General features: G+C 41.3%; 8 protein-coding genes. 4 read left to right on the top strand and 4 right to left on the bottom strand.

Going from position 1 to position 7,592, the window contains the following annotated elements:
* Positions 1-250: 250 nt before the first annotated feature.
* The 3 genes from C7H79_RS03400 to C7H79_RS03410 form a co-directional block, all read right to left on the bottom strand.
* Positions 251-1,741 (bottom strand): tyrosinase family protein, encoded by a 1,491-nt coding sequence (locus C7H79_RS03400; protein ID WP_106705889.1) that lies wholly within the window; start codon positions 1,739-1,741, stop codon positions 251-253.
* A gap of 32 nt (positions 1,742-1,773) precedes the next feature.
* Entirely contained in the window at positions 1,774-1,989 is a 216-nt protein-coding gene (locus tag C7H79_RS03405; protein WP_106705890.1) for a hypothetical protein, read from the bottom strand.
* Between the two features lie 129 nt (positions 1,990-2,118).
* On the bottom strand, positions 2,119-2,595 hold the full coding sequence (locus C7H79_RS03410; RefSeq protein ID WP_106705891.1) for a hypothetical protein: 477 nt from the start codon (positions 2,593-2,595) through the stop codon (positions 2,119-2,121).
* Between the two features lie 335 nt (positions 2,596-2,930).
* On the opposite strand from C7H79_RS03410, the gene C7H79_RS03415 reads away from it, so the two are divergent.
* The 4 genes from C7H79_RS03415 to C7H79_RS03430 all read left to right on the top strand — a co-directional run bounded on the left by C7H79_RS03415 (position 2,931) and on the right by C7H79_RS03430 (position 6,346).
* Positions 2,931-3,188, top strand: coding sequence for a hypothetical protein (locus C7H79_RS03415; protein ID WP_172592339.1), 258 nt, complete (start codon positions 2,931-2,933; stop codon positions 3,186-3,188).
* A 513-nt stretch (positions 3,189-3,701) separates the two neighbouring features.
* Positions 3,702-4,154, top strand: a complete 453-nt coding sequence (locus tag C7H79_RS03420) for a BON domain-containing protein (protein ID WP_106705893.1) — start codon at positions 3,702-3,704, stop codon at positions 4,152-4,154.
* Positions 4,155-4,163: 9 nt separating this feature from the next.
* Entirely contained in the window at positions 4,164-5,306 is a 1,143-nt protein-coding gene (locus tag C7H79_RS03425) for a DUF1207 domain-containing protein (protein WP_106705894.1), read from the top strand.
* A gap of 491 nt (positions 5,307-5,797) precedes the next feature.
* Positions 5,798-6,346 (top strand): CHRD domain-containing protein, encoded by a 549-nt coding sequence (locus C7H79_RS03430; protein ID WP_172592340.1) that lies wholly within the window; start codon positions 5,798-5,800, stop codon positions 6,344-6,346.
* A 472-nt stretch (positions 6,347-6,818) separates the two neighbouring features.
* Here the strand turns inward: C7H79_RS03430 and C7H79_RS17860 are convergent, their stop codons facing one another.
* Positions 6,819-6,977: a hypothetical protein gene (locus C7H79_RS17860; RefSeq protein WP_172592341.1), complete on the bottom strand. Its 159-nt coding sequence runs from the start codon at positions 6,975-6,977 to the stop codon at positions 6,819-6,821.
* Positions 6,978-7,592 lie beyond the last annotated feature (615 nt).

Here is a 7,592-nt window from a genome sequence, read left to right on the forward strand (position 1 = left end):
TTGATAGGGAGTCCAGGTTATAAAGCCAAATGTTCATTCAGTCTGCGATACTCAATTGTTTTCGCGATAAGCTGATTGTTGATTATCTTAATGTCCGATAATGCCGCAATCGTTCGCGTTGGCGAAAAAAATGCTCGAGTCAGATTCCTCCCATTTTTATGACTCAAGACAAACAGAGAAAATCTGTTTGTCTTGAGTTGTGATTTTATTGCGATTCAGACTTTCAATATCCCTACCTATCAACTTTGTATCAACCTCGAGTTATGCGGATGGTATAGGGGCCTGTCCCGATAGGCGAATAGTGTCTGACGCGAACGAAATATTCACCAGGTGCGAGCTGACGACGGATCAGGGCATTGAAGGAAACTCCCGCATCGTCATTGCTGGCAATTTCCGGTATCTGACTATTCGGCCCATGCAAACTCATAAAGGTATCTGTCGGTCCATTCGTCTGAATAGTATAGGTATCGCTAGTGATTATATTAAATCGGTACACATCACTTTCGTTTGCTGCGGAAATAGCCGCACTGATACTTGCGCCATCCACAACGAGCTCGGGGATAGGGATTGGAGTGGGGCCGGGGCCAGCATCATCGGATCGAACGGCAACTGCATAATTTCCTGTTGCGCTCGAACTGTAAAGCCGAATACGCAAATAGTAAGTGCCTGCTGAAAGATTTCGCGTGATTTGTGAATTAAAATTTTCGCCTGCATCATCGTCTGAAGCTACTTCGATATTCGGATCATTAGGACCGAAGAGCGTCATGAAGGTATCGGATGGCCCAGTGGTGTATATGGTATAAGGGCCGAAAGATGGGATTTCGAACCGGAAAACATCAGTTTCTCCCGCTGTTCCAATATCAGCCTGGGTTGGATTAGCTCCAACAACAATCAGCGGTATGGGTGGTTGAGGCTGGATGACAGTGTCATCATATTCGATGCCTAAAGCGATACTATTTAGCACATCGATAGGTCGCGATCCGATCGGTCCTGAAGGTGTGTTATTCATTGGATCGGTCAAATTCTGTCCGAAAGGACCGCCGTTGGCTGGAAGGTAGCCTTGATTCGGGAAGCGTATTTGCCATTCATGCCAAATCTTGTCCACCATACAATGATGCATAAAGAACACCGGATCATTCGGAGAGGTCATCGGCAGCATAGAAACACCGACCCAGACATGTCCACGATTGTGAAGATTAGGGCCGATCCAGCCTTCTACTTGATTACGGAAGCTTGGATTGCTGTTTATGTTCCATGAAGGCATATCATAAGGCGTGACAGCCATGACTTGATCGATTTCAGTTTGAGTGGGTAAGGTTGGTAGTCCGTTTTGACCAAAAGCTCGCATAAGAGGGCCCGCCGGCAATCCGCTGGAATTGACGATTGTCCATTGTCCAGTGCGGAATGGTCCATTCCGGACAACTCCACTAGCATCTCCATTTCCCCCGAGCAAGTCGTCATTCCACATGGAGGCATTGGCTCCTCCCGATGGCCAATTCCAGTAGGGTATTCCGAGATTTGAATTGCCAGAGACGCGCTGAAGTTCTAACTCGAGATCAAAAATAAAGCGACGGTGCCAAGGCAGGAAGGCAGGACATCGATGAATTGCACTCATAATAGCGTTTGCGTGCCTGAGAACAAATTGATCATAGATGCCTTCTGTTTTTAAAGCCTGAATGGCGGTAACGAATTCTGTATGTTCGGCAGCAGTCAGCGTATTTGCATCTTTTCTGATAGCCATGAGAATTTCCTCCTTCTCTCAGTCTGTTTGAATTACTCTTTTACATGGGAAAACTCGACAGTATGTTGGACGATTGCTCGAGCCAGTTCCAATAATGAATCATATTGAGTGTAGGGCAGATATTTTGAAGAAAACTTGTTCTTTACTCGATCATGTTGGTAATCAATTACCTTCCCCTTTATAAGCAGGTGGATATCATTTTTTATCTCAATTTCGCAACTTTCAAAGGTCTCTTTATAATTTGCCATGTTGTGAACTCCTTATTTTGGATAATGAAAATTTATCTGCCCTTTGTATAAAAAAAATTTTTACTGTGTTAGCCTCTGCAACTTTTGAAAAGTCCGTTAATTAATAATAAATAGCATCCTCTTCCTTCGTTATTCAGTCACCTCGCACTGCAGTTTCGAATTGGATATATTTCCGTTATGACGCCCGCGCCCATGGATCACAGCAGAAAAATCAACAAAGTATCCATCCAGCCTATGGTAATTTAAATTTGCAAACCCTAGCGTCCTCGGAAAATCCGATATCGCACCTTTCGATTCTTTTGTCATGGTAGCCAAGAGTTCTAGGCTTATAGTTCCTATAGAATAGGATGCCTCAAATTTTCCTGATTTTGTTATATTCTCAACCATAAAGCATCCCTCATAGCGAGCCTTTAGCTTAAAAGTGCCATTTTTCGAAATGATCAGCTTTCCAGAGTGAAGCGTCGGTATCCCTGTGCAGTCATTCGTGTCGGCTGAACTAACGTAGCAAGTCATATTTCTTAAATTGAAAGGTTCCTGTGACATTGCCGTAGTATTTTTATGAATGAGTATCGAGATACCCATGAGAATCATAGCCGATGGTTTCATGGCGCCTTCCTTAAGAGTCCAGCAGAATCAGGGATAATCCAGCAATTGTCTCTTGTGGCAACTATTTTTACGCTTACTGGCGATCATTTCACGCCTATGTTCGCAGAAACGATATCAAACAATTGTTTGCAGAATCATCAATGCAAGTTTGGTCTTCTGGGCATTTGATGGCCTCAATTTTATAACTTTCCTTATGTCCCGCTGGTTTGTATTCTGGTTGATCGCTGAATATGCCTATCAAGGCCATTTCACCTGCGCACCATAGGTCTTGTCATTACACCCACAAATCGAAGAATACCTTATTGCAAATTGTGGACCTGGTCTAGCTGAAGGCGATGTCATTACTACAAAAACGATCATCAAATATGATTGAGCGCAGTGCCGAAATCATGACCAAGACGGGAATGTCATATAACCGCATTTCATTATCTACTTCAAGAATCTCTTTCCTCTTTGCTGCTATGTTTCACAATACTAGACTTGCAAGTAACATACAAATTAAAAAGTCATTAATTTGGCATGGAAGAGCTGGCAATGATGACAAAGAAACATCTGATAAGAATCATGTGGTCAAATCACGAGGTTATTTTTGAGCTTAATCGTTGTCTGGATTTGCTGAACGAAGGAAGCTGTTCAAGGTGATTTCAGTGCCTGCGTAACGCAGGTCATTCAAAACCACCCTTGTTTCTACTATTTGTCGCGCTCATCATTAAAATGGCTATTGTGCTGGATAACTCATAAGATAAGAAGCCCAGAGCTTACCCAGTCTACGAAATTGAATCGCTTCCGCAATATGCTGATTATTAATTATCTAGATGCCCAGCCGTGTCCGCAGTCGTTCTCCACCTTTAATAAAACAATCAAGTCTGGTGTTTTGAAGCACATTGACACGTGCTACCTCGACGTGAGTAGAACTTAATCAATATAACCATTCCAGTCAAAAGTTCTGCTAAGGCTTAATGAATATTGCTGATGCTTATGTGCGATAACGAACAGATCATCCTTAATCGATTCGTTAAAGTTGAGAGCGGAAGGTTTTGTCAATGCTTCTGATTTTTAATTGAGAAAATGTCTTCGTAGTAAAAATACAAATTCAAGGAGAACTTATGAAAATTACTAATAAAGATAAGCAAAACATCTCAATAAAGAGCGTTCTAATGGTTACTGTAGTATTCGTTGTGCTTGGCTTGACGGGCTGTCAGCAAGAGGGGCCGGCTGAAAAAATGGGACAGAAATTAGATCGTTCAATTGAGAACGCTGAACAAAAGATAGGTAAAGAAATAAACGAAGTGAGAAAATCATTAACCGATAAATCCGAAGAAAGTATTCAATATCTTGATGATTCGGTTATTACCTTAGATGTTCAGGCAGCAATATTGAATGATCCATTGCTTGAGGTATCTGACATTAAAGTAACCACAGTTAATGGCATAGTGCAACTGAGCGGCATGGTTGATTCTCAGGAACTTGTTGACAGAGCAGCAGAAGTGGCTTCTGCTCAGAAGGATGTGAGATCTGTAGAAAACAATCTGATCGTCAAAGTCGTTTTGGCTGAGTAAGGTACAATAATGATTTGTTTGCGAATTATCGGTGTGCTTGGGCTCATGTTGTCAAATGCAGCCGTAGCACAAGCAACTCTTCCGAATGATGCCTATATTGCTGGTTATGCAACCAGTATGTTACGGTATAAACTGAATTTGGACATACCAACTCTCATTGTGCAAAATGGTGTCATCATTTTACCGCAAGATAGTTTAAATATTCCTGATCAGTCACATGTTGTGCAGATGTTATCGGAAATTGCGGGAGTTAATGAGGTTAGAATAGAGAAAGCTATTACCAAGGTTCCAATAGCGACCGCTCCCTCACAACCCATCCAGCAATCCGCAGATCAAACTGTAGCGATAACGAAAACTGATCCCACATTATTTCCAACCGGTTTATTGCCTAGTGGTCATTTATTCAAACCATTATTGGCGGATCCTCGGTGGGCACATTTTTCAGCTTCCTATCGCCATTTCTTAAATGATAATTTTGAGGGAAGAAACATCGGTGCAGTTAGCTTTGGCGAAACAATACCGTTTTACCGCGGGAATTTCGGACGTTCGCTTGTTCAATGGGAAGCAGGGCTCCAGGCTGCGGTTTTTAGTGATTTCAATTTAGGCGCTTCATCATCTGATCTCATTAATACAGATTTTATTGCCTCGGCATATTCAAGTGTGCGTGCAAAGCAATTTTCAGCATTTGGTCGAATTTATCATCAGAGTTCACATTTAGGTGATGAGTTTTTACTGAGCAAAGTAAATTCTACATTTGAACGTATAAACCTAAGCTATGAAGGTGCGGATCTTAGATTGTCCTATGAATTTCCCTATGGAATACGCTTATATGGTGGAGGTGGTGGCTTATTCCATAAAGAACCATCTTCACTCAAAGTATGGATGACGCAATATGGCATTGAATTTCGAAGCCCATGGCGTATGGAATTTGCGCCGATACGTCCTGTTGTTGCGGTTGACTTCAAGAATTTTCAAGAAAATAACTGGGGCACAGACGTCTCAGCCAGGGCGGGAGTTCAATTCGATAATTTGCAAGTGCTCGGTAGAAATCTTCAGATACTTTTGGAATACTTTAACGGAAATTCCCCAAGTGGTCAGTTTCTTAAAAACAACGTGGAATATATTGGGGTGGGGGCTCATTATCATTTCTGATTCCAATAGAAATATTAAGCAGTTCTTTACCAAAATTTCTTGTCATTGCTCAAATCACAAACGTGACTGATCTATAGGGTCACAATCAATAACAATCCGCATTCGTTATCTATGTTGAGTTACTCTGCTAAGTTATCTGCCGGTGGCTGGTTGCATGTTTTATAGCTTTCTTCCATTTTGGAATGGAATGCCTGGCACTACTTAAATACAACAACCCGAAGCCAATAAGCCGTCTTTTTCAATTATCATCAGGAGTTCGCGATGAGTGTTTTCATGAAATGTAACTTATTAAATTAACATCTTAATTAACTGTTGCGGTTGGCGCTTGAATTCAGCATACTATCAATGCACCCAACGAGATGCACACAACGACGTTTGGTGTTGTTCTTCACAAGCAAAAGGAATCTTGATTTTGGACCAGTACGTCATCTTGATTTTTGAATTAGAAATATAACTAATGAAAGATGGCTACTTTATTAGGAGAATATAGCATGAAGAAACTGTATATTAAGCTCTCTTTGTTTATAACTTTGTTGATTGGACTAAGTGTCGTATATGCTGCAAATGATTTGAAATTCGGAGCAGACCTAAGCGGCGCGCAAGAAGTTACCACTCCAGCAGGTGGAGTAGTAACTGGTGCTACCGGCACAATTGAGGTTGAATTTGATTCGGCGTTAACCAGAGCGCAGTTTCGTATCACGGTGCGCAACGGCACAGGAATAACACAGGCGCATTTTCACTGTGCATCTGCGGGTGTGAGCGGAACAATCGTGGCCTTTCTTTTTGGTCCCGTAGATCCGCCAGTGGATGTGGGTGAAGGATCTGTTGAAGGTACCCTTGATAACAGAAATATAATAACGCCTGAAACGCCTGAAGCTATTGAAGCATGTGGCGTGCCGCTCAATAACATTGCTTCTCTGGCTTTCGCAATGCGTGCAGGAAAAATCTACGCGAATGTGCATAGTACAGCTTTCCCGGCAGGCGTGATTCGGGGTCAGTTATTAGAAGATGAGAATGATGACGGAAACTCGGATCAGTAAAAGAGTGGAAGTAAAAAGTTGATACCATTAACCAAGTCTGAAACGTTGTGCCGGGCTTATTTGCCCGGTACAACGGATTATGCAAAACACTATGAAGAATGGGGAAAGTGAACGTTGGTACTATTATTCTAAGCAGATACTGTTTGAATGCACATGTGAAGTGGTCTCCTGCAACTGTACAGCTGAAAGTAGAATTAAGCTCTGCTAGTATTAGTAGTATTAGTAGTATTAGTTAATCAAGCCCAAGCAGCTTGACGGGCGATCTTGAAATGTATGACAAACTTCATTCGTGGTAAAAGGTTTATCAATAAATTAAATGGCTATGTTCGCGTTAGTTGTTGGTCGCTGTAGATAAACACTAATTATCATTTATAAACAGATTTTTAGAGTAAAAACCAAAAATTGGTATTTTACACAAATTGAATAGGTTACATGACCACCAATAACTAACGCCAATATAGCCAATCAAATATTATTTTGCAGGAGGCACGACAATAATTGTCTCTTTCGCGCCAGGTTCACCTTGCGGCCCTTGCGGCCCTTCTGGGCCTGATTTACCTGAGCCAAACGTTATACACCCTGATATCCCGATCAGAACTATGATTGCTGATAAAAGTCTGAATTTTTGCATCGGATTTTCCTTACTTAGTTCTAAAATTTATTTCAGTTAATTAATTATAATGTCGATTCAACGGCAATTCTGTGCGCTACCGTACAGAATCAATAAGAGGGCTGTGAGGTTAATTGATTAGTGATATGAAGTGGCATCAACCCATTAATAGCGCTATATCATCATCGACGCATCCTTCTGAGGCCATCAGTTATTCTGTAGATATCGCCAAAGTTAACTTCATAGTGTGCCGGATGAGCTAAGCCATCTCCTCATTCCGGGAGCCTTCTGTCCGAATTGCTTTGACGACATACCCTCGAGACATCTTCAATATACTTAACATCACTGCTGTCCCGTTTAAGGGGATTAAATCATTGAAACTACTAAAGAAACAATTTTCATGTCCCAGGTGAATTTAGGCATTTATTTTTCTTTTTAAATCAATTTGTTAACATGATATCAACTTTAAGTTAACGGGACACTAGTGACTTAACATAAAGTATTTGTTTTGATGTGCGTCGAGAAATAAACTTGTTGGATTTTAAAATTAAAGCTGATAAATTGAGCGGTATAACCAAGTTAAGCTTGTGGTTACAGCTGCTGATTATAGAGAGTCTTTAAGATTGGCAGTATTCC

It is taken from the genome of Nitrosomonas supralitoralis, from assembly GCF_003011925.2.
GTDB classification, from domain to species: domain Bacteria; phylum Pseudomonadota; class Gammaproteobacteria; order Burkholderiales; family Nitrosomonadaceae; genus Nitrosomonas; species Nitrosomonas supralitoralis.